Below are 25,994 nucleotides of genomic sequence, written 5' to 3'. Positions count from 1 at the left end.
TCTCGAGCGGCGCCACAGCATCGAAGGACGGCACCGCCGCCCGGTCATCGAGCAGGGGCCGATGCCGAACGACGGCACACGGGCGCCCCGCGTCCACAGAGACCGAAGCACGATCTCTCTAGACATCTACAGATTCTGCCACATCTCTAGAGATGTCAACCAGGGTGCCCTTGAGCAGGAAGCCCGAGCGGTTACACGCAGCGAGCGAGCCCCCCGACCTATGGCCTACGGTGTCTAGAGAAGCGAGGAGGGGTCCTGGAATGGCGACTACCGACGACGACCGTCGGCCCAAGTACCAGCGGATCGCGGACGCCCTGCGTGAGGCGATCCAGTCGGGCGACTACGGTCCCGGTGATCGGCTTCCGGGGGAGAACGACCTCATGACCACGTACGGCGTGGCCCGCATGACGGCCCGCCAGGCCCTGAGCGTCCTCCGGGACGAAGGCGTCGCCGAAGCCCGCAAGGGCGCCGGCGTGTTCGTCCGGGCCTTCCACCCGATCCGACGCCGAGGCATCCAGCGACTGGCCCGCGACCAGTGGAGCAATGGCCGCTCCATCTGGTCGACAGACGTCGGGGACCGGGTACTTGACGTCGACCGGACCACCGTGTCCGAGGAGAGGGCGCCCGACCGCATCACCGCAGCCCTGCACCTGACCGACGACGAGACGGCATGTGTGAGGCGCCGACGCTTCGTCCTGGACGGCAAACCGGTCCTGCTCGCGACGAGCTATCTCCCCATGTCCCTGGTCGCCGGATCCGCGATCACCCAGGAGGACACCGGGCCGGGCGGCACCTACGCCAGGCTCGCCGAACTCGGATACGAGCCGGTGCACTTCCGCGAAGAGATCCGCTCACGCATGCCGTCGAAGGACGAGGCGGCACAGCTGAGCATGTCCGCAGGCACTCCGGTCATCCTCATCTGCCGCACCGCCCTCACGGACCAGGGCCACCCCGTCGAGGTCAACGAGATGACACTGGACGCCGCCTCCTACGTCCTGGAGTACGACTTCGACGCAAGCCCGAGAACCGCCCCGGCCAACAGCTGAGTTACGACCTTCGAGCCCAAGGTTAGGGCAACAACACGCTGAGTATGCTGACTTCTCACGTTCTCAGAGAGCTGGTTGAGTGCAGTACCGGCCTGGAACTCAACGGACTCACTCAAACTGCGTGGTCGCAGCCCCGGGGCTTCCCAGCTGAGGGCTCCGCCGTCGTCACGGCCCGGCCGTACCACTTGCTCTGGTCGACGACACACTCGATTGCGTGGCTGAGGCCAGTGAGGGTGCAGCGAGACATACGCGCACCTCATCTGTCGGCGCGCCCGCCGTCGCGGCTGACTGTCGTCGGCTGAGGCTCAGACGGGACGCATCATGGTGCCGGCCGTCAGTCGAGTGCGGCAGAGCTGGGCCGTCTCTGGGCCGTCCGAGGCCGCTCGACAGTGGCCAATGACGACCAACGACGACCATCAGGCGCACAGGCCCACCGTCTCTGAGCAGCGAAAACGCAGGTCACCAAGATCCCCGGCAAGACCCAGGGAAAGAAGAAGACCGCGGCCAGCGGTAGCCTCCGGCTACGGATCTAGCAAGTGGGGGCAAAGTAGTGAAAGACGGAGTCGGTCAACCGGCCTACCGAGTAGGCGATGTGCTGAAAGTGAGTTGCTCCCCAGCCCCGGCACGAGTTGCCAAGGTATTGGGTTCCTACGTCTCTCTTCACTGGCCATGGGAAAAAATCGATCCGGACTCCAGGTTTCGGTGGGACGGGCAAGTGGCCTTCCCGGTCGACCCTGACTCATGGGAGTGGTCGCACACGCTGTTCCGCACCGAACCAAGCCCTCAGGACTTGAGATCTGGGGACCCATGCCAGGTCGGCATCCCCGAGACCCTCGTACGTGTCATCGACATCGCTCACTACGATCCGCCCGCGGACCTCGGCCGGCTCCCCCGACCACACACCATGCTGGTCGTGCTGCCCGTTGATCACCCCACTGACCCGCTGCAGGAGGATGAGGGAGCCACGATCGAGATCGGCTCTGCCGCGCCCATCGTGATGGAACTGATGCACCAGGCCGAGTGATCGCACATCGTGAGCACTGTCTCCGCTGGTCACCCTCCCGTGCCAGATGCGTGCCAGATCCTGCGGGGAACCACGGGGAACACCGGGGATCAAGGCGGCAGACATCCAAGCGCCCAGCGTCGCGCCCCCGCAGGTCAGCCCGGCGACGACTTCCGGAAGACTTAAGCTTCCCGAGCTGAGAGCGCGAGTTCGATTCTCGTCATCCGCTCCGGAGAGAAGCTTCAGGTCGGCGGTCTGGGGGCGGTTTGTTGCTCACCGGGAGAGAGTGAGGACCGTTGGGATGTCGGCTCTTCGAGGCAGGTCAGCCGTCGAAGCCGGACCAGTTGACGGGGACGTCCACAAGGGGTGCCAGAGCCTGGCGGTGCGTGGCGCCGACAGTGACGTCGAAGGTGCCGTTCTCCCAGCCGTCACCGATCGCCGCGACCAGGCCGGGGGCGACGAAGAAGCGGGTGCGCTTCCCGGGCCAGAAAGGGTGCAGCGGTACCTCCCGGAGGGGATCGGTGAGCTGTGCGACTTCGGCCGCGGTCATGGGATATGCCCAACCACGCTATGCGGAGCACAGGGCCGCCTCGAAGAGGCAGAACTGGAGAAGGAATCCACTCAGGGGCTCCGTCTCCGGGACGAGGGGCTCACCGTCCTCGTCGTACCAGACCGTCGGGTCGGGTTCGGAGTCGTCCAGGGTCCAGCGGAGGAGCCAGCGGAAACCTCCCTGGTTCTCGTGACCGAGGATGATCATTTCCCCGGCGTCGTCGACGCGGAGAATGTCGGCGGGCCGGATGTGGTTCTGCCGGCCGAGCACTTGGGGGCGACCGGCCGCCAGGCGGTAGAAGTGCCGGAGGGCGGTCGGCAGGGAGGGAGCGGACGCTTCCGGCCGTAGGGTCTCCTCCGGGTTCTCGACGGGGTGCCAGGCGGTGACGAAAAGCTCAAGGGCCTTCGCTCGATCGCCGTTCACATGGTCGAGCCATGCCAGGCCGGGCAGTTCCACGGGCGGCAGGGGCGGGCGGGCACGGTCGAGGAGGACACGGGGCAGGCTGGTGAGGGGGCGGATTCGGGCATCGATGAACGCGCCGTCAAGCCTTCCGTACTGACCCGCATATCCCTTGCCCAGGTACAGGGTGTCCTGCGGAGTGCGCACGGCGAAGTGCAGGGGAGGGTGTTCCCCGCGCCACGGGTTCCACCGGAGCAACGCGACGACCGGTTCCGACGCGGGGCCGACGAGCCGTATCTCGTCGGCGTTCCAGACCCCGCTCCGGCCCGGCTGATCCCCTGCCTCCACGGTGAACACCGCCCCCTCCGGGCCGGACAGCACTTCCGTGCCGGGGAGGACATGGCGCTCGACCGCCGTGGCATCCGCACCCGTCAGAGCGAGCGCATCGGCTTCGGTGAGCGGAGCCCCGAGGGAGGGGTGTGTTCGTTCGGGCATGGGCTGCATTCTGACGTCATCCACTCCCTGTAAGTGGGCCGACCACTGGTCACACCGCCGGCCACGGACCTGGAGGCGCTGGAAGAAGCCTCCGGCGCGATGTCGGCCCGGGAGTCCGGGAGGCGGAGGCAGCGCGGTGAGCGGCCCTTCCTGACTGCCCAGGGGAGTACGGGAGTTCGCAGGACGGGCTTCGCGCCTGACGGGGCATCGACATGGAAACGTCCTGACGGGGCATCCGGACAAACAAGCCAAAAGCAAGGAGAGTGCGGCCCGTTCGGTCCGTGCAACCGACAACCGGGAGTATCCAATGACGAGTCATGGCAGTTCCTCTGCCGCGTCCTCCGGATCGCGCACCAACGGCCTGGCGATCGCGAGCCTCTGCTGCGGCATCGTCGGACTGTTCTTCCTGAACATCGTTCTGGGCCCCTTGGCCATCGTCTTCGGTGCCGTCGCCCGCCGCCAGGCGGCAGTCAGGAACGGCGCCGGAATGGCGAAGGCCGGCATCATCCTCGGCATCGTCGACGTGGTCCTCTGGCTCGTGCTCCTGGCCGTCGCCACCAGCAACGGCGGATTCAGCTGGTACGTGGGCGGCTAGGTGCATCGACCCGCGGCGTTGTTGACGCGGCCGGCGGGTGGGTGGCCGCCGAGGCCGGCGTGCCGGTCCGCAGAATTCCGCAGAATGCGGGGAACCGGGCGATCCACCCCATCAGGCCGCCGCCTCGCCGCATCTCGGGGAACCTCACAGCCCGTGGCGTCAGTCGGTCCCGGGGTGCTTGCCGGGCCCCTCGGCGCCGGGGGACAACGGAGTGGGTGACAGGACGGTGTCCTCCTCACCGGGCTCCAGAAGGGTGTCGGCGGCGCCGACGATGAGGCGGTCGGGTGTGCCGACCGCCTCATCGTCCTTGCTGGCGTAGTCGATGCGCGACAGCAGACTGCGCATGGTCTCCAGCCGGGCGCGCCGCTTGTCGTTGCTCTTGACGACGGTCCAGGGGGCGTGGGCGGTGTCCGTGGCGCGGAACATGTCGACCTTCGCCTCGGTGTAGTCGTCCCAGAGGTCCAGCGACGCCAGGTCGGTGGGCGAGAGCTTCCACTGGCGCACCGGGTCGACCTGCCGGATCGCGAAGCGCGTGCGCTGCTCGGAGCGGGACACGGAGAACCAGAACTTCACCAGCAGGATGCCGTCGTCGACCAGCATCCGCTCGAAGGCCGGGCACTGGTCGAGGAACAGTTCGTACTCGTCCTTGGAGCAATATCCCATCACGCGTTCCACGCCGGCCCGGTTGTACCAGGAGCGGTCGAAGAAGACGATCTCCCCGGCCGTCGGCAGGTGCGCGATGTACCGCTGGAAGTACCACTGGCCCGTCTCGCGCTCGGTGGGTTTGTCCAGAGCGACCACGCGTGCGCCACGCGGGTTGAGCCGCTCGGTGAGCCGTTGGATCGTGCCGCCCTTGCCCGCCGCGTCACGCCCCTCGCACACGACGACCAGGCGTGCGCCGGTGTCCTTGACCCACCGCTGGAGCTTGAGCAGCTCGATCTGCAGGATGCGCTTGGTCCGCTCGTACTCCTTGCGGCTCACCTTGCGGTCGTACGGATGGTTCTCCCGCCATGTCCGGAGGGGACGCCCGTCCGCGTCCAGCACGATCGGCTGCTCTCGCCGACTGGCGTCCACAGTCAGCCCGTCCAGCAGCCTGTCCACGTCTTCGGCGTTCATCACCTGGTTCCCCGCTCGGTTCGCACAGCCGGTCAGAAGGGCATACGGCCGCGGGAGCGGCGGCCTGCCGAACTGCTGCGGCTCACCGCACGCGAACTGGTGTGAAAGGGCTTGCTGAAGAGCCGGCCCAGGATGCCGGGCGCCTTGCCGCCGACCCGCGCCCCGGCACCGAGCGTACGTTGCGTGCCGCGTTCGGGATGGCGGGAGAGACGGGGAACGAGAAAGGCCAGGACGGCCAGGACCACACACACGGCGATGACGGCGACGACTACCATGCTCGGCTCCCTTCACTGGTGGACGGACATACAGGTGCCCCGCCCCACCCCGCACATGCGCGCGGCGAAGGCTCCGGACCGGGGAACCGCTGCGCGCTCCCCGTCTCCGCCACTCCTGCGACGACAGGTTCGACCGTGGAGGCGGGGGCGGACCCACCCGTCTACGCACCGGTGCACGGCGGTTCTGGCGGGGTGCCGGGTGGGAGGTGTTCGCGTTCCTCGGCGGTGAAGGCGCGGTCCGCGTGCTCGCAGAGGTGGCTGAGCCAGGTGCCGGGGTCCAGGGCGAAGGCCGTGCGCCGGTCCTCGTACTCCACGATCAGCTGTGTCCCCCGCAGGACCGCCGTGGAGTACGGTCTGCTCGGAATCGTGCCGATGCGGATGCCGTCAGGGTCCCACAGGCCGAATGCCCCTCCTTCGGCCGTGATCACCACTCCGCTGTTCGTGACCGCCAGGACACTCTCGCCCGCGTGGATGGGGACGGGTGTGCCGACGCGTGCCTTCTTCCTCAGATCCCAGCGGTGCAGCATGCCGTCGTTGTGGGCCACCGCCAGGTAGCGGCCGTCCGGGGAGAAGGCCAGGTTGTCCGTGTCGTCGCCGGCGAAGGCCCAGCCGACCTCGTCGCCCTCCAGCGTCGTCGTCCGGGTACGGGTCCGCAGGTCCCAGATCTGGATCGTGCCGTTGTCCACGCCGTCGGGCGTCACCACGACGAGTTGGTCCGGATGGTTCGGGCGGCTCAGGATCTGGCTCACGACCTGGGGGAAGACCAGGCCGCGCGGGGAGGGGCCCACCGTCAGTGGTTCCCCTGTCCACGCACCCCGTTCCGGGTCCACCCGGAGCAGGCTGCCGCTGCGGGTCAGGGCGACGACGTCGCCGTCGGGCAGGGGCTCGAGCACGCCGGCGAGTTCCTGCTCGTCATCGGCCGTCCGGCCCTCGTCCAACGGCACGTCGACGCGGTCGGACGGCGTGTCGGCGTCGTACACATGCAGGCGTGAACCGCCCTCCTGCGCGAGCACGAGGTACTTGCCGTCCCGCGTCCACACGAGGCTCGACGTGTATTCGTCGTACCCGGTCGGCAGTTCGCCGGTCGTGGTTCCTCCGTGCACGAGGTCCGCCACCCGCAGCCCGTGCTCCGTCAGCCGCGCGCTCCTGTCACCGTCCGGCGACAGGACCGCCAGACCGCTCGACAGTGCCGGGTCGGGGCGGGGCGCGGCGGGAGCGTGGGCCACGACCAGGGTGTTTCCGACCGGGGACAGCACGGTCAGTCCGCCCTCCTCAGCCTCGACGACGGTGAATTCCGGTCCCTCGTAGCCCGGTTCGTCGTCCAGGGGAAGTCGGGTGACATACGTGTCGTCCGTGCCCCGCCTGCCGAGGGTCAGGTCGGCGTAGCCGAACTCGGCGAGATCCGCCGTGTCGTACCCGTAGGCGCCCGTGGCGTCGGAGCCGGTCCAGCCGCCGGAAGCACCGTCGTCCGTGATCTTCCGCAGCACGCGCCCCGTGTCCAGGTCGCGCAGCACGGTGCCGTCGGGTGTTCCGGCGTTCTCGGAGTTGGTCGTCGTGACCTCGACGGTGTCGGCGTCCTCGCCGAAACGCACGCTCTGGTCCCCCACGGTCGACACCACCGTGTCAGCCACCGGCAGCGGCTCGAGACCGTCCAGGTCCCACACGTCGAGGAAGGCCCTCGGCTTCGCCTTCGGGTCGTCAGGGGTGTGGAGGTCGAACCACCGCAGCAGCCGGCTTCCGTCCGCGCTGAAGTCCAGCCCGGCGGCGACACGGCCGGAAACCCCCTCGCGCCCGCTCGTGAGCCGTCCGCCGAGTCGCGTCGGTTCGCTGCCCTGTCCGTCCAGCCGCCACAGCCGTACCGTGCTGTCGGGCATGGCCGTGGCATAGTGCCGCCCGTCGGGGCTGACCGCGCCGCGCTGCTCGGTCTCGGGCACCCCGCCGAGCGTGTAGTGCTGCGGTGTGCCGTCCAGTACGCCGGTCACGACGGACACCTCGTACGGGTGGTCGTTGTCGGGTTTGGAGCGCACCACGAGGGTCCGGCCGTCCGGGGTGGCGGCCAGGTCCCGGACCCGGCCCCGCCACAGGCCGGTGTGGAGGCCGCGTGCGTACTGGACCCGCACGTACTGGGCGAGCAGGGCCTCCCTCGCTTGCGGCGTCCGGTCGGCGTGCCAGGCGGCAAGGGCCAACTGCACCGCCGTGCCCGGTTCCTGGGCCTGTCGGCTGCCGGACTCCTCCGCGAGCGCGCGGGACGCGAGGGTACGCAGCTGGGTCTTGAGCTCCCGACCGGTGTCCCAGGCGATCGCGCCCAGCGTCCCCGCCACCAGCAGCAGCGCCGTCAGCAGCGCACCCCCCGCCAGCAGTCTGCGGACCGTCCGCTGCTCGTAGCGGTGGCCCGCCTCGATGTAGGCGCGCTCGTCCGCCGTCACGTCCTCGGGTCGCCGCCGGAGCCACTCCTCGCCCTCGGCAAGGGTCTTGCCGCGCTGCAAGGCCCCCGTCTCCCTGTCCTTCGCCTCCCATCGCGCCATGTCCGCCCGCAGTTGCTCCTGCCATTGCCGGAAGTTCCTGCTGTCGTCCAACCAGGCACGCAACCTGGGCCACAACCGGGTGAGGGCCTCGTGCGTGAGGTCGACGATCTCCGTGCCCTCGGCCGTTCTGCCGATGACGACCAGCTTCCCCCGGGCGAGGCGACGGGCGAGCGCCGCGGCAGCCGGGTCGAGCCGGGCGGCGGGGACGGCACGCCGGATGTATCCGCCCTGGTCGTCGGGGCGGGCCAGTTGTACGAACAGTCTGCGCGCGAGGCCCTCGTCGGCCGCGGACACGTGCGTTCGGTAGGCGTCGTCCGCGTAGCCCACCAGGGTTCCGGCGACACCGCCGAGTTCGTCGTAGGCGGCGTGGGTGAGCATGGAGCGTTCGCGCCGCTCCCAGAGCCTGGTGAGGGTGAACTCCACCAGCGGCATCCGACCGGGTTCGTCCGCGGCGTCCTCGACGATGCGCTCGGCGAGCCCCGGCTCCAGCCACAGCCCCGGTACGGCGTCGACGGGACCCGTGATCGCGCGGTACAGGTTCTCCGCGTCGAGCGGGGCGAGGAAGAGGACGGCATCGCTCAGGGAGCCGGACGTCCGGGAGGTCAGCAGGACGTCGAGGGATTCCTGACGCGCGGTGGCCACGACGCGCAGCCCGCGCCCTGCACCCGGGCCCTCGGTCAGCGCGAGGAGGAGGCGGAGCAGGGTGCGCGCGGCCGAGGGTTCGGCGCCGGCGTACTCCTCCAGTTGGTCGACGACGATCAGATGACCGCTTCGGCCGGCCTTCTCTTCAAGCGAAGCGCGCAGAGCGGCGACGGCGTGCGGGGTTCGTCCGCTGTCCGCTCCCGCCGGATCCACGGTCCCGGCTGGGCCGCCGGACTCACCGCCCAGCAGCCGAGCCAGCTTCCCCGCCTCGCTCATCCGGTCGACCTCCCCGCTCCCCGGCTCCAGGACGGGTACGAGCGCGTGCGCCAGCAGCGTCTCGGGCGGTGTACCGGACACGGGGCGCAGAACGCTCACGCCCATACCGTCCGCTCGCAGCCGCGGCAGCAGACCGGCGCGGATCAGTGAGGACTTGCCACATCCAGAAGGGCCGACGATCACCGTGAGGGGACGCTCGGTGATCGATGCGGCAAGCCGCTCGGTGTCGTCCTCGCGCCCGTGGAAGAACACGGTGTCCTCCTCCTCGAACACGTCGAGGCCGCGGAACGGGCAGGTGGGGCGCAGCACCTCCTCGTCCACGAGCGCGGCGGACGGAACGAGGAACGCGGTACCCGCCAGATCGCCGCGACCGGCCGCCACAGTCAGCCCGACGACCCCGCCCTGCACGTCGTCCCACACCGCCGCGCCGCTGTAGCCGTTGGTCACCCGCGGGCCGCCGGGGCCGGTGTCCATCTGCACCCAGCCCGCACCCTGAACGCTCCGCAGCATGCCGGTCGCCCACACCCCGTGGTCGCCGCCGCCCGGAAACCCGTACGCGCGGAAGGAGTGCCCCCATACGGACGTCCCGTCCACCAGTGGCACCGGACGGGCGTGGGAGACGGGTGCGTCGAGACGCAACAGGGCCACGTCACCGCTGTCGTCCTCCGCCGGCGGCTGCCAGGAGACGACCCGGGCACGACGGGCGGGGATCCCTCCCTCCGCATCGCGCACCAGCGGGAACTCCACCTGTACGGCCTCGGAGGGCGCGGTCACGGTGTCCCGCGGCAGCCCCAGCGCGTCCGCGACGACATGTGCGCAGGTGCAGACGACGTCAGCCGCCACGAGAAAACCCGCCCCCGCGACCTCATCGGCGCCCTGTATGCGGACGAGGCCCGATTCCAGCGCCGCTTCCCCCCGTAACGCTGTCATGTACCCGATTATCCCGGGTCGCGGGCGTCCCACTCCAGACGTACGGCGAAGTTGGCCTCGCTCGCCGCCTTCGCCACCACGACGCCCGCTTCCGCGGACAGCTTGATCCCGAACTCCACACTCACCGAGTCGGGTCGGCTCGCCAGGCCCCGAACGCTGTCAGCCACCGCCTCGACCGCGGGTCCGATGTGCGCGAGTGCCTCCTGGAGGGTGTGTGCCGAGCCGCGGACGACCCCGGACACCGACCCACGGCCCACCCGGTCGATCCCACTGTCCTGCTGACCATCGACCTCGACCCGCACCGCGGTCCCGTCATCGAGCCGCATCTCCCCGATCCGCATCACGCCGCAGTCCTTCGCACTCGAAGATCGCCACAAACCCGTCCAGTCATCAACTGGCCCAGCCTATAAGGCGTTTCGCGGCCCGCCGATGGCATCGACACCGTTCGTTCACGGCAGGCGGGCTCCGGCTCAAGACGACTCCCTCGGCGCCGGCACCAAGGTCGAAGATCCTGACGACCCCGGGAATCACGCAGCCCCGTCGGGGGCCGCGTCTGCGCTTCACGCCCACCGAGTGCCCTTCAGAACGACGAACAGCGGTACCCAGCGGCGCCCCACCACCTCCGCGACTGACGTGACGGTGCGTACCTCCGCGGGCCACCATCCCGCTCCCGGCCAAGCGGCGTGGATTCCCGAGCCGAGAGCGCGGTTTCGATCCTCACCACCCGCTCCGGAGCGAAACCTCAGGCCGGCGGCCTGGGCCTTGTGTGTCGCCGAGGGCTTTCCCTGCCCGCGCGGGTGCTCCCACGGGTTCTGGAGCGCGCCGGAGAGCTGCCCGTGCCGGGCGTCAGGAGCGGCGGCCGGCTCAGGCGACGGTGCACTCCGCGTCTCCGAAATCCGCGGCCACCCGCAGTCGGCGACCCGGTGCAACACGGTTCAGATCGGTTCCGGTTGCGGTTCCGGTCGTCGGGCGGGTGTGGCCTTCGATTCCCACGCCGCGGTGGTCCGTACGTAGCCGTGGATCACGGAGGTCATCGCCAGCACGAGCAGCGGTCCGGACACCCACGGATGCTCGGCCATCTGCGACGGCAGGAAGCGGTAGGACACCAGCAGTGCGACGAAGACCGTCGTTCCGTGAGCGACCAGCCGGATCCCCGACCGGTCCCAGCCGCGGTCGAACGACCGCAGAGCGGCCTCGATCGTGAGCACGAACACCACGCCGGCAATCAGGTCCACGCCGTAGTGGTAGCCGAATCCCAGCGTCGCGGTGAGCGTGGCGATCAGCCAGAACGTGCCTGCGTACCGCAGAACGCGCGGGCCCTTCCGGGAATGGATGAAGAGCGCGACAGCCCACGCCGTGTGCAGGCTGGGCATGCAGTTCCGCGGGGTGATCCCGTCGAACGGCATGGGGTGCGGGGTACTGAGCGGCGGCGGTGTCTGCGGCCACAGGTCGGCCACCGCCCAGCGCTCGCTGGACGGAATGTCCGGCGCCCACAGGCTGACCGTCGCCCAGTACTCGGTGCCGGTGCCGTAGGCGAAGAGCGGTCCGACCACCGGGAAGATCATGTAGAAGGCCGGCCCGACGAGGCCGATCACCAGGAAGGTGCGCACCAGGTGATGGCCCGGGAAGCGGCGCTCGACCGCCACGCCGCGCAGTTGGTACAGCGCGACGACGACCGCGGCCACCGCGAGCTGACCGTAGACGACGTCGAGGACGTTGAAGCCGATGGGGCCGGTGGCGGTGACGACCCGGCCCACCAGCCACGACGGATCGCCCAGCGCGTGATCGGCTGTGGCCACGTACTGGTCGAGCACCATGGGGCGGGTCTTCGAGGTGAGGAGCAGCCAGGTGTCGCCGGTCTTGCGGCCGGCCACCAGCAGCAGGCCCAGCCCGACGCCCTTCAGCAGCAGGACACGTTCCCGGCCGGTGCGGCGGGTGACAGCGATGACCGCGCAGCCCAGAATCACCCACAACGCACCGTTGCCGAAGGGGTGGCCGCCGGCCGTCTCGGCGTCCACCGCCCAGCGGACCAGCGAGAAGGCGAGGTCGACACCGATCGCCGCACCCGTCGCGACGAACCGTTGCCGCCAGGTGAGGACCACCATCGTCAACGCCATGGCGGCGTACAGCAGGCCGCCCGACTTGGGAGCGACCACCACCTCTCGCACCTGGGTGGTGATCGGCCCCGGCAGACCGTGGCGACGCGCGGCGAACTCCAGCAGGATGAGGAATCCGAGGGCCACGACACCCGCCACGGCCCAGAGTCTCGCCCGTGATCGACGCTCCGCGGAGAACGTGGTTCTTCGGTTTGTTCGCGAAAAGTCCCGCGATGGTATGTGTCTCAATTCTCGGCTGCTTTGTTAGGTGTTGGTCGTGTCAGGGCGGTTTTCGCTCGTCGCCTTCCGGTTGGAACCGCTTTCCTCTCGCGAAGAGCTGCCCTTCGAAGCAAGACGGAAAGACCACAGCCCGGGTTGCGGCGGGTCCGTCGTCGCGGGCGACTCCCGGGAAAACCCGCGGTGCGACAGCGGTGACGATGATGTCAGGGGGTTCGTCCGGCGGACGTACGAGGACCACTACGGGGCGGCAGGGGTAAGCCGGCAGGGGGTACGGGGCCGCCGTACAAGGAGCATCGGCCTCGTGGCGCCCGCTGTCGGGGCGGGCCCGGCCGAGGTGGGCGCATGTGCGAAGCAGTCGCTTCGCCCACGATCCCGATGCGTCTCCCGACGTCCCGAGACACCTCACACCGTTCCTAGTCAGTGAGCAGGAGTGAGTCCTGGACCCGTATCCGGTCACTGCGGACACCCCGAACGGTTTTGGATGTCCTGGTCGCCCGCGTACTCGCCGCGTCCGGCGGCACGGATCGTGTCCGTGGTCCGGGGATGCGGGGACGGGGTCCCTCACCCCCAGGGACACGCCGGTCGGCCTGGACGGTCCGATGCCCGTGCACATCGCTCCGGTGTGCACGGGGCGGTGTCGTCCGTCGCCGGATCGGGTGCCCCTGGGCGCGTCGTCCGATCGCGATGCTCGCCGCATCGTGCCGGGTGGTCTTACGGGTGGGGCCGGCCAGCGGCTCTTGCCAGTGCTGGGCGCCCCACTTGCTGGTGTGGGCCGGGTCCGCCGTCGCTTCCCGAGCCGGGAGCGCGGGTCCTGTTCCCGTCACCCGCTCCGTGGAGAAGGCCCGGGTCAGAGACCCGGGCCTTCTCGCCGTCTGCTGTGATCAGTGGTCGCGCACCGGATCTGTGCCGGGAGGCTCGGCGGACGCCTTTGCCGCGGCCGTGATCCTGGCCTTCCGAACCGTGGCGTCGGTGAGCCGGTGCCTCACCAGGCCAGGGCGTCGGCCATGGTCGACTGCCAGTACGAGACTCCGATCGAGTCGTCCACGTACACGCCCTTCGCGGGGAGTGACGGGCGGGCGGTGCCCGCGCCGTCGTTGAAGAAGACCGCGAGGGACTTGGCCGTGTAGCCGTTGGAGCCGCTGCCGTCCGCGGCCGAGAGGAGGACGCCCGCATAGCCCGACTCGCCGGGGGCCAGCGTGACCACCGCCTGCGGCTTGGAGTCCTCGAAGGCCGGCGGGACGGACTGGGCCTCGCCGAACCGGACCGCCGGATAGCCGATGAGGTCGCAGTTCTTCGAACCGGTGTTGGTGACCGTGAGGAGAAGGTGGTTCAGGGGGCGGGAGACCTCCGTGGCGGTCATCCGGATGGAGGTGCTGGAGCAGGGGGTCGAGGCGGACTCCGAGTCCTTGGAGCCCGCGGAACCCGACGAGCCCGTGGCACCCGTCGTGCCGCTCGAACCGGCCGTGCCGCCGGTCGAGTCTCCGGAAGCCCAGCCCGCCGGGTCGGTCTGCCCCGCCCCGGCGGAGTTTTCCCCGCTCGCCTCGGGCGAGGACGCGGGCGCCGACGTGGATGTGGATCCTGCCGGTGCCCCCTCGTCGTGGACGCCCTCTCCGTTACTGCATGCCGTCAACGTCAGCGCGGCGGCCGCGAACGCGGCGGCGGCGAACACACGGGTGCGGTGGGTGCGTGTGGACATGTGATCCCCCATGGGCAGTACGTGTTGTGGCAGGGGCCGTTCGCCCGGATTCCGGGAGCGGCGTGCTTGGATGGCCCAAGCTTGTGCGGTGATCCGTCCCGACCGCCACGACTGCCGGGGAATCCGGGACGCTGGAACGCTTGCGACGGCTCTGACCTGGGGGAATGACCTCCCCCTGGAACGGGGGTCCGGGACGTGGGGAGGGAACGGAACCATGGCGGGAGACGAATTCTCCGAGCTGTTAGGGCGGTTGAAGGAGCGGTCCGGGCTCAGTTACGGGGTGCTCGGGAAGCGGCTGCACACGAGCGCGTCCACGCTTCACCGGTACGTCAACGGGGACGCGGTGCCGACGGACTACGCGCCCGTGGAACGGTTCGCGCGGGTGTGCAGGGCGACGCCCGAGGAACTGGTGGAACTGCATCGGCGGTGGGTACTCGCGGATGCCCGGCGGAGGCAGAAGGCGGGCGGGGCCCCTGCCGAGAAGGAACCGCGGGCACGGACAGCGGCGGAGGCCGACCCCGGGGCAGCGGAGACCGGAACCAGGACGGCTGAGACCGGGGCGGCGGCCGAGGCCGGTCCCGAGGGTGAGCGGCGGTCCGCGGCGAAGGCTCCCGTGGCGCGGCGGCGTACCGTCGCCCTCGCCGGGGCCGCCGCCGTCGTGTCGACCGCGCTCGTGGTGAGTTTCGTGCTCAGCAACGGCGATGACGACCCGGGCGGGAAGCGGCCGGTGGGAGCCGCCTCCCGGTCCGTCGGCCCCGTCGGCGAAAACCCCGACGCCTCCGAGCCGGCCGACGCGAAGGACCGGTCGGCCTCGCCGTCCGCCTCGCACAGCGGCACCCCCACGACGTCCGCCTCCGCCTCCGCCTCCGCCTCCCAGAACGGTGCGGCCGGTGCGGCCCGGGGCGGCGCTTCCGAGGACGGGGCCACCGCGCCCACCGTCGCCGTCAATCCGTACAAGTGGGAAGGGCCGTGCAGCCAGCACTACCTGATCGACCGGAAGCCCGAGCAGGTGCCTCCGCCGCCGGGTGAGCCGGACGCGCGTGGGTGGGTCACCGCGCTGGGCGGGGTCGCCGGCGGGCAGCAGATGCTCGCGCTGACCGTGCAGGGCACCGGGAGGGCCACCGTCGTCCTGGAGGAACTGCACGTACGGGTGGTGGAGAAGAGCGCGCCCCTCGCCTGGAACGACTTCACGATGGGCGTCGGGTGCGGTGGTGACGTGGAGACGGCGGCCTTCGGGGTGGACCTCGACGCCGGGCGGCCCGCGCTCTCCCCCCGGGCCGGTCAGCGCGACTTCCCGTACAAGGTGAGTGAGTCCGATCCCGAAGTCTTCTACGTCTTCGCGGACGCGCGGGCGCACCACGTGAGCTGGTACCTGGAGCTGGCCTGGTCCAGTGGTGACCGGCGGGGCACCGTGCGCGTCGACGACCACGGCGAGCCCTTCCGGACGAGCGGGAACACGGGACGGCCCACGTACACCCATCCGCTCGGTTCCTCCGAGTGGGGGAAGGACGAGGAGAACCCCGGCGTTCCCGGCTGAACGCCCGGCAGGCAGCGGCGGCACAGCCGGAAATCGGCGTCCGGCCTGGGCGTGCGGGTGCAAAGAGCGGCCCGGGTCGGCCACCGCACCTCGCGCCGGTCCCGGTCAGCTGCCGGTCTTCGCGGGTTCCTCGCCGTGCCGGTCGGTGACCGCGCGCTCCATGACGGCGTCGATGCCGTACAGGGTGTCGGTCGTGATGCCTCTGGCCTTGTCCTTGAGGTACGCACGCGAGCCGAGGTAGGCGAACGTGTCCTTGTCGAAGATCCACACGCTTCGTGTCGCGGAGGAGGCGTCCTCGCGGGTGATGCCGATGCCGTGGCGGCCGGCGGCGTCGACGGCGTCGGGGATCTCCGTCACGCCGGGTATCTTCTCGACCGCCTTGTAGAGGGCGGAGGCAGTGGCAGGCGGCATGACCGTCGTACTCAGCAGGCCGCCGACCGTCTCGAACACGGCCTGGTCCCTCGACTCGCCCTCCTCCACCGTGGTCCGGGCGTAGAGCAGGTCGAGCAGGGTGTCGGGATCGGTGGGCAGCGAGGCCAGCCACTTGTACGTGGGGCGGTCGATGCCCACCGGGACGGGGCCGGCGGACTCGACGGGGATCACCTGGCCGGGCATCACCGCGTCCTTCCCGGTCTCGCGGATCCACCCGGTCCTGGTGGTGGGGCCGGGGTTCTGCGCTGTCCAGTCCTCCCGCTGGTGCAGGGCACCGAGCCGCACGGGACCGTCGAACGTGCCCGTGTTCTCCCGGACCAGGCTCTTCACGTACACGAACTGACCGTCCTTCACCGGCGTCGCGTCGGTCCTCATCGCCGCGGCGGCGATCCGGTCGAGGGTGACGGACGCGCTGTTCCCCCCGGTGGTCGCGGTGACCGCTCCGGTCGTCGGGGCGGAGCCGTGGCCACCGCCGAGGAAGGTGACGGCGAGTGCGCCGGCCAGCGCCACCGACGCGACGGGCAGCACCAGAGCCGGGCGGGGCAGTCGGCGACGGCGCGGTGCCGACGACGGCTGCGACGACTGCGACGACTGGGTGGAAAGGGCGTTGTCGCGGTCGATCTGTTGCATCAGGACTTCCTTGTGGTGGAGGTAGCGGCTCGGCGAGAGGTCCCCTGCGGGGGGAGCCGCCAGCAACTTCTCGGCCCGGCTCCGGGGCGCGCCGGCGTGGGGCAGGTTGTCGGCGTTCAACGGGTTTCCTCCTGCAGGAACAGGGCCGCGAACGCGGCCTCACTCTCCACCTCTCCGCGGGGGCTCCGCGGTTCCGCCTTTTCATGGCCTGCTTGGCCTGCTTGGCCTGCTTGATCGGCGCTGAGCCGGGCCAGTCGCGCACGGGCGCGTGACAGCCGCGAACGCACGGTGCCGACCGGGACGCCGAGGGCTTCGGCGGCCTGCCGGTAGTCCAGCCCGGCCGCCACGCACAGGGCGAGCACCTCGCGGTCCTTGCGCCGTAGCCGGCGCAGCGCGTCGTGGACCGCCGCGAGGCGGCGGGCGTCGTCGATCCGGCCCGCCGTCTCGTCGGCGAAGTCCTCGACCGGGGACGGGGGCGGGCATCGGGCCAGGAAGGAGAGCCGGCGGCGCAGACCGCGGTTGGCGTTGTGCGCCTTGTGCGTGGCGATGCCGAGCAGCCAGGGTTTGAGCGAACCGCCCTCCGGCTCCACCGTCTCCCGGGTACGCCAGGCGGCGAGGAAGGTCTCGGACATGGCTTCCTCGGCCTCCGACCAGTTGCCGGTCAACCGCAGGGCATGGTGGTGGACCGCCCGCGCGTACTGGTCGTACAGGTCGGCGAAAGCCTCACGGTCCCCTGCCCGTATACGCGCACGCAACGACTCTGCTGGTTCTGTATGCCTCACACTTCTTACTCTCTGCACGGGCAGGGGAGTTCCTGTGGCCTGCGCCACATGTGCCGGGGGTGAGGTCGGCGCCGAACTCCGGCGCTCGTTCTCCGGCGCGGGCGGTTCCCGGTCCGGTCCCGAGTGGTCCGCTCAGCGGCAGCCGCAGTGATCGGCCGCCGGGCCGGCCCTGGCCGTCCGAGGTCACCCGATGCCGACCGACAACGACAAAGGCTCACGGCATCTGAACGGGTCAGAGCCGTGGGCCTCCTCAGGCTTGCTGGTCGGTCAGGCCGGTGAGCAAGGGGCGGGGTACTGATCGCGCCCGTCGCCTACGGCCCGCCGGCGAAGAAGCCGGACTTCAGGTCCCCGAGGACGGCGTCGAGTGGATGCCCACTGACGATCAACGGTCCGCTCCAGGGCACGCTGAGTGCGAAGAGCAACGCCAGGCTCAGCCCGACCACACTCGCCACACCCACGATGAGCAGTGACGTTCGCAGGCTGCTGCGGAAGACCAGTGCGCCGGAGTTCACGATCAAGGCCAGTCCGCTGACCACAAGCGTGACGACGTAGAGCGTGGGAACGTCGCGCGAGGCGGCCGCGATGCGGGCACGACGACCACTGGTGACACCGTCCAGGGAAACCACCAGCTCCGTGCCTGTCGTGGTCCCCACCTCGGGCCGGGCCGCCTCGGCGCGCACGGTCCGCTCCAGCTGTGCGATCGCGCGAGCGGTGGCCGGATCGTCACCGGACGCCGCTGCCGGACTCTTCCATTCCCTGGCACGCGTGGTCTGCAAGTAGTCCAGCAGCGCCGCGTGGATCGGCTCCGACTGGACTCGTGGACTTGTCGCCGCCCATGCCAGGCGGGAGGCCGCGGCCGCCTCGTCGCTCACCAGCCCTTCTGCTGCGCGCAGGTAGCCGGCCTCGCTGGCCAGTGAGAGTGCCGCGAAGATCGCGAAGGCAGCACCGAGTGTCGGCATCAGGGGCGTGGCGATCTGCGGCACCCGGTCCCGTTCCCCAACCGGTACGAGCGCCCGGACGCCCACCCGCGCCACGGCCGCGACCAGTAAGGCGAGCAAGAGCCCGCCCACCACCAGCACCACCGCCGGCAGCGAGGTCAACCAGTCCACCACATCACCCACAGCGCGTTTCCATGAGCAGCCCACGGCGGCGACACATCGGTCACTGCGGCTCGGAGCTCCTCGTCGATCACATTCAATGAACGGAACGCTCAATGGTCACAGGTCGAAGGCCTTTGACGCTCGCGACGCCCGGCACGGCATCCCGCTTCGTCGGCCGAACAGCCGAGTACAGCCCAGACGGCCCAGTACGAGGCTGTCCTGACAACGGCCGCCGCGCCCGTCCCGCTGCTGAAGAGGCCGGCGCCCTGAGGACGCGGCACGAGGAGGAGAGCCCCGGACCATTGGTCCGGGGCTCTCCTCCTCGTCAGCGGGTGCGCGCCCACACCGCCAGCAGACCCACTACGGCCGTGCCCGCCCCGTAGCACGCGCCCCGGAGGAACTGGTCGGCCGCGATGCGCCGACGTCGTGAGATCCACCGCGCGACCTCACCCGTCACTCGGCCGCAGCGCACCTTCGTGGCGGACAGCCGTCGTCCGACGGCTCCCCGTCGGCCCGGGGGTGTCGCTTTCTCCGTGGGACGCCCTGACCGGGCGCACCGTACTTTCATGGCGTTTACACCTGTCTTTCTCGGCGTTGTGGTTTTCTCCGGGCAGCCGGGCGTGCTCGCTCGGGTCGTGCCGGCTCAAGTGGCCAAGTGGCTGTGATCGGCGTTCTGGTGGGGGCACGCGGGAGAGCGCGTGTCACCGTCCGGCAAGGGCCGGGACCGGATGGACGGCCTGTGCGGGGCGGAGCTGCCGGAAGGTGACCCGGCCGTCGGCGTCGACGCGGGCGCCGTGCACGGCGGGTTCGGGCAGGCTGTTGTAGTGGAAGGGCGTGGAGAAGTAGTAGGCGCCGGTGTCCGGGACGACGACGAGGTCGCCGACGTCGAGGAGGGGCAGCGCACGGTCGCGTGCCAGCAGGTCACCCGCGAAGCAGCACGGGCCCGCGATGTCCTGCGCCACGGGCCGGCCGCGCTTGGCCCGGCCGCGGGGATCGTGGGCCTCGATCCGCAGGGGCCACGCGTCGGGGGCGAACACCGTCCGTGTGGCCACCTGAGCGCCGGCGTGGGTGATCGCGATGGGACGTCCGCCGACGGTCTTGGTGTACTCGACGTACGCGGCGGTGAACCCGTTCTTGGCCAGCACGGAACGGCCGAACTCGGTGATGATCTCGTACTCGCCCGAGAAGAGGGCCGGTGCGTGCTCGCGCAGGTGGTCCACGTAGGTGTCGAAGCCGGGCGTCGTCTCGTCGCTGTCGAAATTGACCGGCAGTCCTCCCCCGATGTCGATGCCGGTGACCTGTCGGCGGCCGAGGTGGGCGTTGATCTCCCCGGCGAACTCCACCGCCTTCGCGATGCCCCGGGCGATCAGGTCCAGGGGGCAGCCCTGCGAACCGACGTGCGTGTGCACCCGGGTGAGCCAGGGACGGTCCCGGTACGTCCGGAGCAGTCGCTGCCGGTTGTCCTCGTCCTCCAGGGGGATACCGAACTTCGAGGTCGCGGTGGCCGTGCTCATGGCGGTGATCGAGCCGGCGCCGACCTGGGGGTTGACGCGCACGCCGATGCGCGAGTCGGAACGGCGGGTCGCCAGGATCTCGTCCAGCCGCGAGAGCTCCTGGAAGCTGTCCGCGTTCACCGCGATCCCCAGGCTCAGTGCCCGGACCAGTTCGGCCCGCGTCTTGGCGGGGGAGTCGAACACGATGTGTGCGGGTTCGAAGCCCGCCTCCAGCGCCTGGGCGAGTTCGCCGGCACTGGCGACCTCGCAGCCCATGCCGCTCAGGCGCAGTTCCTCGAGTACGGGAACCAGGCAGTTCGCCTTGGCCGCGAACGCGTGCAGGACCCGGAGGGAGTCGGGGAACGCGCCCCGCAGGGACGTGACGGTCTCGTTGACGCCGTCGAGGTCGACGAACCCGGCCAGTACGGCCGTCTCGGGTTCCAGGAGTCCCTGCTGTACGGCTGCCCGCAGAATCCGCTCACGCCGGCCGGCCTTGTCCGAACCGCTCATCGTGCACCCTCCCTGAGCCGAGGTCTCCCCCACGGCTGCCGTGGGGCGGACCACCAGACTCCCGTCGGAGCGGTGCGGGTGTCTTCGTCGGGAGTCCCGGTGTTCCGCCGCGCGGTTCTCACCGTGGAGCGAAACCGCGGACGCGGCACAGCCGCCATGGTGCTCGGGCACGAAAAGGCGGCCCTTTCTTCGTGGCGGTGCCCGAAGGCTCACTCCTCCCGGCCGCCGCGCTCGAGAAGGCGCAGCTGCAGGTGGGCGAGGAGCCGGGCGTCCGGACTGCGGAGGTCGAGCCCGGACACCTCGGTGATCCGGCTGATCCGGTGCCGCAGGCTGTTCGCGTGCACACCCAGCGCCCGGGCGGTGTCCGGCACGTGACCGAAGTGGTCGAGGTACGCCCGCAGGGTCTGCACCATGGTGCCTCCGCCGTGCCCGGCGTCGAACGCCACCAGGCGTGCCACCGGTGTCTCCGCTGCCGGGGCCGGCCCCGGCAGCGTGTCCAGCATCTGGTTGAGGGCGATCGTCTCGGCCACCTCGCTCGCGAAGGCGACGGTGCGGTGCCCTCCGGTCGAGAGCAGGGCTCTCAGTGCCAGGTCCGCCGACCGGCGGGACTCGGGCAGGTCCGCCAGGGCCTCGACCACCGTGCCCAGCCCGATTCTCGCTTCCGGCCCGAACACGTCGGCCACCTGCCGGACCAGTGACCTCCCCAGCCGTGCGACCTGTTCGACGGCCCGCCGCATGTCCTGGTGCAGCGCGCCCACCAGGACCAGGGCCCCCCGGCCCACCGGCACCACCACCGGCGTGAGGTCGTTCGAGCCGCAGTACACCGCCAGCAGGGCGCACAGCCTTCCGGTTTCCTCCCCCTTGCAGGAGGTTCCGGGGCATACCGCCAGGACGGCGCAGTGCCCGTGCGCCGGAATCCCGATGCGTTCGGTCAGTACGCCGGCGGATCCCCGTCCGTCGAGCAGCGCACGGGCCGCGTCCTCGACCAGCCGGGCGTGCGTGCGGTGCGACCGGTGGTGCAGCAGATGTGCGGCGGCCACCCGCGCCGCCGACCGCAGTGTGTCGGAGGCGTGTGGCGGGAGGTCGCCGCCCGCGGCCGCCACCCAGATCGATCCCAGGATCTCTCCGCCCGCCCGGACGGCCACCACCAGACGTTCGGGATTCTCCCCGTGCGCCGGCCGGTGGATGACGTCCCCCGAGCCCCACAACGCCCGGAAGAACCCGGCCTCCCGCATGGCGGCCACGCGCCACTCCGGCACCCGGCGGCCGAGGATCGTCAGCCGGCGTAACTCGTCCACGTCCTCCTTCGTGGACGAGTACGCCAGGACCCGGGACTCCACGTCCTCGATCGTCACCGCGCCGCCGACCAGGACCGCCACCGCGTCGGCCAGCCCGTTCAGGTCGCCCGGCGTCACGGCCGCCACAGCCGGGTCGGCGGGGGCTCCGGACAGGACCAGGCCGGCCCGCAGCGCGCCGACCAACTCGGTCCAGCCGCACCACGCCGTCCGGAAGAGCACCGCCGTACCGGCGTCCTCGGCCGCCGCCCGCAGCGTGTCCGGGAGCCGCCCCGACCTGCCCGGCCCGAAGACCACCGCGGCCGCTCCCGAGCCGGCGGCGTCGCGCACGAGGTCGACGGCGGCGGCCGACTGCGGCTCGATGCCCACTGCCAGCAACACCTGCCCTCGCGGCGGCCCCGACTCCAGCGGGTCCAGCACCGTGATCCCCTCGACCACGCCCTCCAGGCCACGTGGAGCCACGCACGGCTCCAGCGCACCGGCCCCCATGACCGACAGCAGTCTTTCCAGCGTCGGCCCCGCCGCGGTGGCTTCCCCCTGCCCGGCCGTTCCGTTCAGCACCCTTCGGCCCCCCCTCACGTCGGTGCGTCGTGTGACGGTGAGTGTAGGAGAAGTCACAGAAACGGCGCGAGGCGTGTGCACGCGGGTCGGCTGAGCACCCGGCTCGCCTCGTCACCGTGTGCCGGTGGCCGGGAGGGTCAGGCTCAGTCGATAGCCGCCGTCCGTTGTGGGGCCGCAGGTGACGGTGCCGCCGAGCAGTTCGGCACGCTGGCGCAGGCCGACCAGGCCGTGGTGGGCGCCGGGAAGGGAAAGAGCGGGACGCGTCGGCGGCGCGTTGGTGACGGTGACGCGGACCGCCGCGTGCTCGTGGCGGATGCGTACGACCGCTGTCGCGCCGGGTGCGTGCTTCCGCACGTTGGTCAGCGCCTCCTGGACGGTGCGGTAGATGGCGCGCTGGACCGGCGGTGGCAGGCCGTCCGGCAGGTCCGTCCGCAGCTCGGTCTCGATACCGCTGTTGTCGACCAGCCGCCGGAGATCGGCGAGAGAGGGCTGCGGAACCAGTTCCACAGGATCACCCCCGGCGGTGCGCAGGACGCTGACCATGTGCCGCAGCTCTTCCAGCGTCTGCACACTCAGCTTCCGGATCGTGGCTGCGGCCTGCCGGACTTCGGCGTCGCGGCTGCCGACCTGGAGTGCCCCGGCCCGCACCGCGATGAGGCTGACCTGGTGAGCGACGACGTCATGCATTTCGCGGGCGAGTGTCGTGCGTTCCCTGGCCAGCACGGTCTGGGCGGTCAGTTGCCGCTCGTGGTCGCGTGCCCGGGAGATCTCCGCGAGTCGCAGCGACAGATCGCGCCGGGCCTGCACGAGCTGACCGAGGAAGACCGGTGCGGCTGCCGTCGCCGCCGTGTAGCCCAGGGCGATGAAGGTCGACGGTGCCGAGAAGTCGAGTCCCGGCGAGGGCAACGAGATCAGATCGCTGAAGGTGAACGCCACGGCGCAGACGACCGGCAGAGTGCGACCACGGGTGAGCGAGGCGAGCGTGTACAGCGCGGCCAGGGCGGCGAAGATCGAGTCGGAGAGGAGAACGGCGGGAAGGGTGAGCAGGAACGTGAGCCTCGGCAGGCGCCGGCGCAGGAGAAGGGCGGACGCGGCGACCAGGGCGCAGGCCATGCGCAGCGGCTCGGAGGCATCGGCATGGACCCAGACATCGAGCAGTGCCGTTGCGACGAGGGCGGCGTCCAGCAGGGGGGCGGGCGGACGGCGGGTGCTCATGGCTCCTCCCGGTCCCGCGGTGCCCTGAGGAAGCCGGAACGTTCCGCGAGCAGGGCGGCCTGGACGCGACTGCCCACCTCCAGCTTGGTGAGGACGGCGCTCACATGGTCCTTGACCGTGCCGGTGCTCAGATGCATCCGTGCGGCGATGTCGGCGTTGGTCAGGCCCTCGGCAACGGCTGCGAGTACGGCACGCTCGCGGTCGGTGAGCCGGTCGAGGCTGCGGACGGCCTCCTGCTGCGGGCCGGCGTTCAGGTAGCCGTCCACGACGGTTCTGGTGACCTCCGACGACAGGACGGTGCCGCCGTCTGCCAGAGTCCGCACCAGGGAGGGCAGTTGCTCCGGGTCGGTGTCCTTGAGCAGGAAACCGGCGGCGCCCGAGCGAAGTGCCGCGGTGACGTACTCGTCCATGCCGAACGTCGTGAGCATGGCCACCACCGGAGGATCCGGCAGTCCGCGCAGGTCGGCCAGGACGGTGAGGCCGTCCACGTCGGGCATGCGGATGTCCAGCAGGACGACGGCGGGACGTCGCTCCTGTGCCGTTCGGACCGCCTGGCCGCCGGGAACCGCCGCCACGACCTCGATGTCGTCCGCCGCCTCGAGAATGTGCTGGAAACCGGTACGGATCAGCGCCTCGTCGTCGACCACCATCACCCGGATCATGCGTGCTCCACTCGCCGTCGGGCCCCACCCTCCGATGCGTACCCGCTGCCGGGCGCGCCTTTCGGTGCCGAGACCGACAGCCGCCGGGTGGCGGGGCTGTTCCAGCCGGTCGGCGGGACGACTCCGGACATGTGCCGGATGGGTTCACGAGCGGCAGCGCCCGACTGTGGAGGCAGCAGTCGATGCCTCGTCCCAGGAAGGAGATCAGCCGGATGCCGATCAGTCTGACGTTTCTCTGTTCGATCGCCGGGGACGACACGAGCGGAACGATCTTCGGTGACGTCGCGGTGCGCGAGCGCGGCCCGCTCGGCGCGGACGCCGTCGGAGCGGTCCTGCCCCGGTACTCGACGGCCGTCCGGGCGCCCTCCCTCCGCTGCGCGCGGACCGCTCACGCTCTCGCCCTCACGACCGAGGTGGAGCCCGCGCTGCGCGACTTCGACTACGGCAGGTGGCGCGGCCGTACCGCTGCCGAAGTCGCCGCCACCGACCCCTACGGGCTCTCCGCCCTGCTGACGGACCCGGATGCCGTACCTCACGGGGGCGAATCCGTGCGCCAGTTCTGCCGACGGGTCACGGACTGGCTCAACGGCCTGCCGCCACACGCGGGGCACGTGGTGGCCGTCACCGAACCGGCCGTGGCCCGGGCCGCGCTGGTCCACGCCCTGTCGGAACCGGTGCGCGCGTTCCGGCACATCACGGTGCCGCCGCTGGTCACGGTGTCCCTGTCCTCCCGGGACGGCCGTTGGCACGTGCACCTCGGTCCCACGCCCCGGGGCGAGCCGGGCCGTTTCCGGGCGACCCCTGCGGCAAGGTGTCGGGCTCGCCGCAACCCGCTGAGCGCCGTGCTCGGCTCGGCGACTCCTGACGCGTACCCGTAGCGCGCCGTCGGGGTCGGTGGGCGCGGCCCACGGGGCCACCGGCGTGGAGGGCCGAGAACGCCGAGAACGCCGACAGGGCTGAGAACGCCGAGAACGCAGAACCCGTGCTCCGAGACCCGCGGACAGGTGGTGAGGGCCGCCGGTGGCTCCTCGCCCGGCCGGTGCGTACGGAGCCCGTGCACGATCACCGGTTTTGGCCGTCGTCCGCATGCCCCTGGTGACAGCGTGAGGACCGGTCGCCCACGGGTACCCGGAAAGTTGAGAGGCGGTGAGAACACCGCCCACGCCACACGGAAGGGTGGTTCCATGGCTCAGCGGGTCAGCGGGGCCATGACGAGCGCCCCGGCGACCGTCGAGCCTCAGGCCCCGGTGACGGCCGTGGCCCGGATGACGCGGGACGAGGACGTCGGCGCCGTTCCGGTCACCGAGGGCGAGCGGCCGCGCGGGCTGGTCAGTGACCGTGACCTGGCGGGGCACGCCCTGGCCGACGGCGACCCCGAGTCGGATCTCGGCGACATCGGCGCCGCGAAACCCGACCGGTGACGCGCCCCCGCACGAGGGTGGTGCGATTTCCAGGAGGACCGACCCATGGGGAGATGGCAGACGAGCCCCGAGAGGAGCGTGCGCCATGACGAATCCTGATCCCGATCCGAAGCGAACCCCGGGGATCAAACCGGGCGGCGGCGTGTCCCCCGGTGAGACGCCACCCGCCGAAGGCGGCACTTCCGGCATCTCGTATCCGGAGCCGCACGAACCGCGTAAGGGATGGGGGCCGATGGCGCTCGTCCTGATCATGGTGGTGGTGGCGCTGGTGGCGATCGGACTGATCGCCATGGTGGTGTCCCTGATCGCGTGACACCTCCCGCGCACTCCCAGGGGCGCCGCCAGGTGTCGTCGGGGGACACGGCTCTCGGCCTGCGCTCCCGGCCGGTCGAGCGGCGGAGTTGACGGCGGTCCCGGGCTCAGCCCGTGCCGACGCCATGCGTCGACGCCGGACCCGGGTGAGCAGAAGGAA

General features: G+C 70.8%; 24 protein-coding genes and 1 pseudogene. 8 read left to right on the top strand and 17 right to left on the bottom strand.

Annotated features, from left to right (window positions below):
- Window positions 1–260 precede the first annotated feature (260 nt).
- Together ACVW19_RS17795 and ACVW19_RS17790 are read left to right on the top strand one after the other, a co-directional pair.
- Window positions 261–1,046: a GntR family transcriptional regulator gene (locus ACVW19_RS17795; protein WP_457460341.1), complete on the top strand. Its 786-nt coding sequence runs from the start codon at window positions 261–263 to the stop codon at window positions 1,044–1,046.
- Between the two features lie 715 nt (window positions 1,047–1,761).
- On the top strand, window positions 1,762–2,070 hold the full coding sequence (locus ACVW19_RS17790; RefSeq protein WP_457460340.1) for a hypothetical protein: 309 nt from the start codon (window positions 1,762–1,764) through the stop codon (window positions 2,068–2,070).
- A gap of 301 nt (window positions 2,071–2,371) precedes the next feature.
- On the opposite strand, the gene ACVW19_RS17785 is transcribed toward ACVW19_RS17790, so the two are convergent.
- Together ACVW19_RS17785 and ACVW19_RS17780 are read right to left on the bottom strand one after the other, a co-directional pair.
- Window positions 2,372–2,599: a hypothetical protein gene (locus ACVW19_RS17785; protein WP_457460339.1), complete on the bottom strand. Its 228-nt coding sequence runs from the start codon at window positions 2,597–2,599 to the stop codon at window positions 2,372–2,374.
- 18 nt (window positions 2,600–2,617) lie between these two features.
- Window positions 2,618–3,493 (bottom strand): hypothetical protein, encoded by an 876-nt coding sequence (locus tag ACVW19_RS17780; RefSeq protein WP_457460338.1) that lies wholly within the window; start codon window positions 3,491–3,493, stop codon window positions 2,618–2,620.
- Between the two features lie 307 nt (window positions 3,494–3,800).
- Here ACVW19_RS17780 and ACVW19_RS17775 point away from each other — a divergent pair, with 307 nt between their 5' ends.
- Entirely contained in the window at window positions 3,801–4,088 is a 288-nt protein-coding gene (locus ACVW19_RS17775; protein ID WP_457460337.1) for a DUF4190 domain-containing protein, read from the top strand.
- Window positions 4,089–4,247: 159 nt separating this feature from the next.
- Here ACVW19_RS17775 and ppk2 read toward each other — a convergent pair whose 3' ends face one another.
- The 7 genes and pseudogenes from ppk2 to ACVW19_RS17740 all read right to left on the bottom strand — a co-directional run bounded on the left by ppk2 (window position 4,248) and on the right by ACVW19_RS17740 (window position 13,548).
- Window positions 4,248–5,204, bottom strand: coding sequence for a polyphosphate kinase 2 (ppk2, locus tag ACVW19_RS17770; protein ID WP_457460336.1), 957 nt, complete (start codon window positions 5,202–5,204; stop codon window positions 4,248–4,250).
- 32 nt (window positions 5,205–5,236) lie between these two features.
- Window positions 5,237–5,479, bottom strand: a complete 243-nt coding sequence (locus ACVW19_RS17765; protein ID WP_457460335.1) for a DUF6411 family protein — start codon at window positions 5,477–5,479, stop codon at window positions 5,237–5,239.
- Window positions 5,480–5,640: 161 nt separating this feature from the next.
- The gene (locus ACVW19_RS17760; protein WP_457460334.1) at window positions 5,641–9,852 is read right to left on the bottom strand and encodes an nSTAND1 domain-containing NTPase; all 4,212 of its coding nucleotides are present in this window, start codon (window positions 9,850–9,852) and stop codon (window positions 5,641–5,643) included.
- Between the two features lie 8 nt (window positions 9,853–9,860).
- Window positions 9,861–10,193, bottom strand: coding sequence for a CU044_2847 family protein (locus tag ACVW19_RS17755; RefSeq protein ID WP_457464651.1), 333 nt, complete (start codon window positions 10,191–10,193; stop codon window positions 9,861–9,863).
- A gap of 594 nt (window positions 10,194–10,787) precedes the next feature.
- Window positions 10,788–12,107, bottom strand: coding sequence for a phosphatase PAP2 family protein (locus tag ACVW19_RS17750; RefSeq protein WP_457460333.1), 1,320 nt, complete (start codon window positions 12,105–12,107; stop codon window positions 10,788–10,790).
- A gap of 494 nt (window positions 12,108–12,601) precedes the next feature.
- Window positions 12,602–12,967, bottom strand: a pseudogene (locus ACVW19_RS17745) (IS200/IS605 family accessory protein TnpB-related protein); the annotation flags it as partial.
- Between the two features lie 203 nt (window positions 12,968–13,170).
- Window positions 13,171–13,548, bottom strand: coding sequence for a DUF4232 domain-containing protein (locus ACVW19_RS17740; RefSeq protein ID WP_457460332.1), 378 nt, complete (start codon window positions 13,546–13,548; stop codon window positions 13,171–13,173).
- Here ACVW19_RS17740 and ACVW19_RS17735 point away from each other — a divergent pair.
- Together ACVW19_RS17735 and ACVW19_RS17730 are read left to right on the top strand one after the other, a co-directional pair.
- Window positions 13,538–13,888: a hypothetical protein gene (locus ACVW19_RS17735; protein WP_457460331.1), complete on the top strand. Its 351-nt coding sequence runs from the start codon at window positions 13,538–13,540 to the stop codon at window positions 13,886–13,888. The two genes, ACVW19_RS17740 and ACVW19_RS17735, sit on opposite strands and share 11 nt — an antisense overlap.
- A gap of 210 nt (window positions 13,889–14,098) precedes the next feature.
- Window positions 14,099–15,421: a helix-turn-helix domain-containing protein gene (locus ACVW19_RS17730; protein ID WP_457460330.1), complete on the top strand. Its 1,323-nt coding sequence runs from the start codon at window positions 14,099–14,101 to the stop codon at window positions 15,419–15,421.
- Between the two features lie 105 nt (window positions 15,422–15,526).
- Here ACVW19_RS17730 and ACVW19_RS17725 read toward each other — a convergent pair whose 3' ends face one another.
- From ACVW19_RS17725 to ACVW19_RS17690, 8 genes are all read right to left on the bottom strand, one after another.
- A complete protein-coding gene (locus ACVW19_RS17725; protein ID WP_457460329.1) occupies window positions 15,527–16,603 on the bottom strand; it encodes a CU044_5270 family protein in 1,077 nt (358 codons plus the stop codon).
- Window positions 16,600–17,238 (bottom strand): RNA polymerase sigma factor, encoded by a 639-nt coding sequence (locus ACVW19_RS17720; RefSeq protein ID WP_457460328.1) that lies wholly within the window; start codon window positions 17,236–17,238, stop codon window positions 16,600–16,602. Before ACVW19_RS17720 ends, ACVW19_RS17725 begins: the two co-directional genes overlap by 4 nt.
- A gap of 338 nt (window positions 17,239–17,576) precedes the next feature.
- Complete coding sequence (locus ACVW19_RS17715) at window positions 17,577–18,386, bottom strand: bestrophin-like domain (protein ID WP_457460327.1); 810 nt, start codon at window positions 18,384–18,386, stop codon at window positions 17,577–17,579.
- A gap of 304 nt (window positions 18,387–18,690) precedes the next feature.
- Entirely contained in the window at window positions 18,691–18,822 is a 132-nt protein-coding gene (locus ACVW19_RS17710) for a hypothetical protein (RefSeq protein ID WP_457460326.1), read from the bottom strand.
- Between the two features lie 244 nt (window positions 18,823–19,066).
- Window positions 19,067–20,368, bottom strand: coding sequence for a diaminopimelate decarboxylase (locus ACVW19_RS17705; RefSeq protein WP_457460325.1), 1,302 nt, complete (start codon window positions 20,366–20,368; stop codon window positions 19,067–19,069).
- A gap of 209 nt (window positions 20,369–20,577) precedes the next feature.
- Entirely contained in the window at window positions 20,578–22,224 is a 1,647-nt protein-coding gene (locus tag ACVW19_RS17700) for a PucR family transcriptional regulator (protein ID WP_457460324.1), read from the bottom strand.
- A 111-nt stretch (window positions 22,225–22,335) separates the two neighbouring features.
- Complete coding sequence (locus ACVW19_RS17695; RefSeq protein WP_457460323.1) at window positions 22,336–23,439, bottom strand: sensor histidine kinase; 1,104 nt, start codon at window positions 23,437–23,439, stop codon at window positions 22,336–22,338.
- On the bottom strand, window positions 23,436–24,101 hold the full coding sequence (locus ACVW19_RS17690) for a response regulator (protein WP_457460322.1): 666 nt from the start codon (window positions 24,099–24,101) through the stop codon (window positions 23,436–23,438). Before ACVW19_RS17690 ends, ACVW19_RS17695 begins: the two co-directional genes overlap by 4 nt.
- Before the next feature lie 212 nt (window positions 24,102–24,313).
- Between ACVW19_RS17690 and ACVW19_RS17685 the strand changes: the two genes are divergently transcribed.
- From ACVW19_RS17685 to ACVW19_RS17675, 3 genes are all read left to right on the top strand, one after another.
- On the top strand, window positions 24,314–24,979 hold the full coding sequence (locus ACVW19_RS17685) for a histidine phosphatase family protein (protein WP_457460321.1): 666 nt from the start codon (window positions 24,314–24,316) through the stop codon (window positions 24,977–24,979).
- A 306-nt stretch (window positions 24,980–25,285) separates the two neighbouring features.
- Window positions 25,286–25,522: a CBS domain-containing protein gene (locus tag ACVW19_RS17680; RefSeq protein ID WP_457460320.1), complete on the top strand. Its 237-nt coding sequence runs from the start codon at window positions 25,286–25,288 to the stop codon at window positions 25,520–25,522.
- Window positions 25,523–25,607: 85 nt separating this feature from the next.
- Window positions 25,608–25,835 carry a DUF6480 family protein gene (locus ACVW19_RS17675; protein WP_457460319.1) on the top strand — a complete coding sequence of 76 codons (228 nt, stop codon included), beginning with the start codon at window positions 25,608–25,610 and terminating at the stop codon, window positions 25,833–25,835.
- Window positions 25,836–25,994: the final 159 nt, after the last annotated feature.

This window comes from Streptomyces sp. TE5632, from assembly GCF_054061295.1.
This window is presented reverse-complemented; position numbering and strand designations above follow the sequence as displayed.

What these genes read in the sequence shown, in the direction of transcription:
- ACVW19_RS17795 (WP_457460341.1), top strand. Translation starts at nt 261, where the DNA reads ATGGCGACTACCGACGACGACCGTCGGCCCAAGTACCAGCGGATCGCG.
- ACVW19_RS17785 (WP_457460339.1), bottom strand. Translation starts at nt 2,599, where the DNA reads ATGACCGCGGCCGAAGTCGCACAGCTCACCGATCCCCTCCGGGAGGTA.
- ACVW19_RS17780 (WP_457460338.1), bottom strand. Translation starts at nt 3,493, where the DNA reads ATGCCCGAACGAACACACCCCTCCCTCGGGGCTCCGCTCACCGAAGCC.
- ACVW19_RS17775 (WP_457460337.1), top strand. Translation starts at nt 3,801, where the DNA reads ATGACGAGTCATGGCAGTTCCTCTGCCGCGTCCTCCGGATCGCGCACC.
- ppk2 (WP_457460336.1), bottom strand. Translation starts at nt 5,204, where the DNA reads ATGAACGCCGAAGACGTGGACAGGCTGCTGGACGGGCTGACTGTGGAC.
- ACVW19_RS17765 (WP_457460335.1), bottom strand. Translation starts at nt 5,479, where the DNA reads ATGGTAGTCGTCGCCGTCATCGCCGTGTGTGTGGTCCTGGCCGTCCTG.
- ACVW19_RS17760 (WP_457460334.1), bottom strand. Translation starts at nt 9,852, where the DNA reads ATGACAGCGTTACGGGGGGAAGCGGCGCTGGAATCGGGCCTCGTCCGC.
- ACVW19_RS17755 (WP_457464651.1), bottom strand. Translation starts at nt 10,193, where the DNA reads ATGCGGATCGGGGAGATGCGGCTCGATGACGGGACCGCGGTGCGGGTC.
- ACVW19_RS17740 (WP_457460332.1), bottom strand. Translation starts at nt 13,548, where the DNA reads ATGACCGCCACGGAGGTCTCCCGCCCCCTGAACCACCTTCTCCTCACG.
- ACVW19_RS17730 (WP_457460330.1), top strand. Translation starts at nt 14,099, where the DNA reads ATGGCGGGAGACGAATTCTCCGAGCTGTTAGGGCGGTTGAAGGAGCGG.
- ACVW19_RS17705 (WP_457460325.1), bottom strand. Translation starts at nt 20,368, where the DNA reads ATGAGCGGTTCGGACAAGGCCGGCCGGCGTGAGCGGATTCTGCGGGCA.
- ACVW19_RS17695 (WP_457460323.1), bottom strand. Translation starts at nt 23,439, where the DNA reads ATGAGCACCCGCCGTCCGCCCGCCCCCCTGCTGGACGCCGCCCTCGTC.
- ACVW19_RS17690 (WP_457460322.1), bottom strand. Translation starts at nt 24,101, where the DNA reads ATGATCCGGGTGATGGTGGTCGACGACGAGGCGCTGATCCGTACCGGT.
- ACVW19_RS17685 (WP_457460321.1), top strand. Translation starts at nt 24,314, where the DNA reads ATGCCGATCAGTCTGACGTTTCTCTGTTCGATCGCCGGGGACGACACG.
- ACVW19_RS17680 (WP_457460320.1), top strand. Translation starts at nt 25,286, where the DNA reads ATGGCTCAGCGGGTCAGCGGGGCCATGACGAGCGCCCCGGCGACCGTC.
- ACVW19_RS17675 (WP_457460319.1), top strand. Translation starts at nt 25,608, where the DNA reads ATGACGAATCCTGATCCCGATCCGAAGCGAACCCCGGGGATCAAACCG.